Source organism: Brevundimonas sp., from assembly GCF_032017145.1.
Classification (GTDB): Bacteria; Pseudomonadota; Alphaproteobacteria; order Caulobacterales; family Caulobacteraceae; genus Brevundimonas.
The window spans coordinates 1-2979 of record NZ_DALZQC010000187.1 but is presented as its reverse complement, the minus strand read 5'-3'; the positions used below and the strand labels follow the sequence as shown (position 1 = coordinate 2979).

The 2979-nt window shown below is 68.5% G+C and carries 4 protein-coding genes; all 4 read left to right on the top strand.

The genetic code is table 11. The annotated features are described in order from the left end of the window. Positions 1-1261: chemotaxis protein CheA (locus RTU05_RS17630; RefSeq protein WP_312599598.1), on the top strand; the 1261-nt coding region annotated here is incomplete at its 5' end. A 3-nt stretch (positions 1262-1264) separates the two neighbouring features. Further along, a complete protein-coding gene (locus RTU05_RS17625; RefSeq protein ID WP_248118613.1) occupies positions 1265-1720 on the top strand; it encodes a chemotaxis protein CheW in 456 nt (151 codons plus the stop codon). Then, the gene (locus RTU05_RS17620; RefSeq protein ID WP_312599597.1) at positions 1717-2577 is read left to right on the top strand and encodes a protein-glutamate O-methyltransferase; all 861 of its coding nucleotides are present in this window, start codon (positions 1717-1719) and stop codon (positions 2575-2577) included. Before RTU05_RS17625 ends, RTU05_RS17620 begins: the two co-directional genes overlap by 4 nt. Next, the coding region (locus tag RTU05_RS17615) for a response regulator (protein WP_312599596.1) at positions 2574-2979 on the top strand (406 nt) is incomplete at its 3' end. The genes RTU05_RS17620 and RTU05_RS17615, both read left to right, overlap by 4 nt.

The window sequence follows — 2979 nt, the reverse complement described above, 5'->3', positions numbered from 1 at the left end:
GGCCCCGGCCGCCATGCCGATGTCCACGCCCGCCGCCCAGACCGCCGCCCAGACCGCCGCGCCCGTCACGATCCGCGTCGATCTGGATCGGGTGGATCGCCTTATCAACGTGGTGGGCGAACTGGTCATCCAGCAGGCCATGCTGTCCCAGCGCGTGCTGGAAAGCGGTCTGGCCCGGTCCTCGGGCATCGCGCTCGGCATGGAGGATCTGGAGCTTCTGACGCGCGAGATACAGGACAGCGTCATGGCCATCCGCGCCCAGCCGGTGAAGTCGGTGTTCCAGCGGATGCCGCGCCTGGTGCGCGAGGTCGCGGACATGGTCTCCAAACAGGTTCGCCTGGTCACGGTCGGCGAGGACACCGAGGTCGACAAGACCGTGGTCGAACGCCTGGCCGAGCCGATCACACACATGCTGCGCAACGCCATCGACCACGGGCTGGAAACGCCCGAGGAGCGTGTCGCCGCCGGCAAGCCGGCCGAGGGAACCGTCCGCTTGGCCGCCCTGCACCGTTCGGGCCGCATCGTCATCGAAATCGCCGACGACGGACGCGGCATCAACCGCGAACGTGTCAGGAAGATCGCCGTGGACAAGGGGCTGATCGCGCCCGACGCCGCGCTCAGCGACGAACAGGTCGACAATCTGATCTTCGCGCCCGGCTTCTCCACCGCCGCCGTGGTGTCCGACATCTCGGGCCGGGGCGTGGGCATGGACGTGGTCAAACGTTCGATCCAGGCCCTGGGCGGCCGCATCTCCATCAGCTCGGTTCCGGGCAAGGGTTCGACCTTCACCCTCAGCCTGCCGCTGACCCTGGCGGTGATGGACGGGATGGTCGTCACCGCCGCCGAACAGACCCTGATCGCGCCGCTGCCCGCCATCGTCGAAAGCCTGACGCCCCAGGCCGCCGATCTGCACCATGTCGGCGGGGTCGATCCGGTCATCCGCTTCCGCGACCGCTTCCTGCCGCTGATCGACGTGGCCTTCGTCATGGGTTTCAGCAGTACGCCCATCGATCCCACCGGCGGCGTCGCCGTGGTGGTCGAGACCGAGGGCGGTCAGCAGGCGGCTCTTCTCTTCGAGGCGATCCAGGGCCAGCGCCAGGTCGTCATCAAGAGCCTGGAGACCAACTACCAACAGGTGGAGGGCGTCGCCGCCGCCACCATCCTGGGCGACGGCCGCGTCGCCCTGATCCTCGATATCGACGTCCTTGTCGCCGACATGCGCCGCAAGGCGGCCCGCCCCGACCTCAAGCTTGCGAGCTGATCCATGACCGAAGCCAAAGACCCCCAGCGCGAACTGATCGCCTTCCGCATCGGCGCCCAGGAGTTCTGCGTCGACATCATGTCGGTGCGCGAAATCCGCGGCTGGACGCCGGCGACGCCCCTGCCGCGTTCGCCCGGCTATATGAAGGGCGTCATCAACCTGCGCGGCACCGTCCTGCCCATCATCGACCTGGGCGCGCGTTTCGGGCTTGAGACGTCCGAGCCGACCGCCCGCCACGTGATCATGGTCGCCCACATCGGCGGCCGGATGGTGGGCCTGCTGGTCGACGCCGTGTCCGACATCCTGCAGATGAGCGAGGCGGCGGTCCAGCCGACGCCGGATGTCGCCAGCGACCGGGTGAAGACCTTCGTCAAGGGCATCTTCTCCATCGACGGCCGCATGATCAGCCTTATCGAACTGGATCACATCCTGCCGCAGGTCGAGGCCGAAGCCGCATGACCGCCGCCGCCGGTCGGGGATCCATCGTCGAGGGGGAGTTCGTCTTCACCGCCGATGATTTCCGCCACATCGCCGAAATGCTGCACGCCCATGCCGGCATCGCCCTGAACGAGGGCAAGGCGGCCCTGGTCTATTCGCGCCTGGCCAAGCGGCTGCGGACCCTGGGCCTGAGCAGCTTTCGCGACTACTGCGCCCTGGTCGAGGGCGTGGACGGGGTGGACGAGCGTCAGAAGATGACGGCGGCCCTGACCACCAACGTCACCCGCTTCTATCGCGAGCCGCACCATTTCGACGACCTGCGCGACCGGGTCATGCCGGATCTGGCCGCCCGCGCGCGCGCCGGCGGGCGGGTGCGGCTGTGGTCGGCGGCCTGTTCGAACGGGCAGGAGCCGTATTCCATGGCCCTGACGGTGCTTCAGGCCCTGCCCGAGGCGGCGGACCTGGATGTTCGGATCCTGGCCACCGACATCGATCCCAACATGGTCGCCCAGGGCCATGACGGGACCTATTCCGAAGAGGCGCTGGAGCCGGCGCCCGTCACCCTGTGGCGCAAATATTTCGACCGCGCGGATCGCGGCCTGTGGACCGCCGGCGCCCAGCTGAAGCGCCTGGTCGCCTTCCGCGAGCTGAATCTGATCGGCGACTGGCCGATGAAGGGCCGGTTTGACGTCATCTTCTGCCGCAACGTCGTCATCTATTTCGACGACGCGACCCAGGAACGGGTGTGGCGGCGCTTCACCCCCCTGATGACGCCCGGCGCCACCCTCTACATCGGCCATTCCGAGCGGGTGTCCGGGCCCGCGACCAGCCAGTTGCAGACCGCCGGCCTGACCACCTATCGCCTGGCGGCCGCATGAGCCCCGTGCGCGTCCTGGTCGTCGACGACAGCCTGACCATGCGCGGCCTGATCTCGGCCGCGCTCAAGTCCGACCCTGAGATCGAGGTCGTCGGCACGGCCGCCGATCCCATCGAGGCCCGCGCGGCCATCAAGGCCCTGAACCCCGACGTCATCACTCTGGACGTCGAGATGCCCAATATGAACGGGCTGGAGTTCCTGGAAAAGATCATGCGGCTGCGGCCCATGCCGGTGGTCATGGTCTCGACCCTGACGGCCGCCGGGACCGACGTGACCCTGGCCGCGCTGGAGATCGGCGCGGTGGACGCGGTGGCCAAGCCGGCGGTGGCCAGCGTGGGCGCCTTCCACGACCTGATCGGCAAGGTGAAGACCGCCGCCCGCTCGCGCGTCCGCGCCCGCGGCG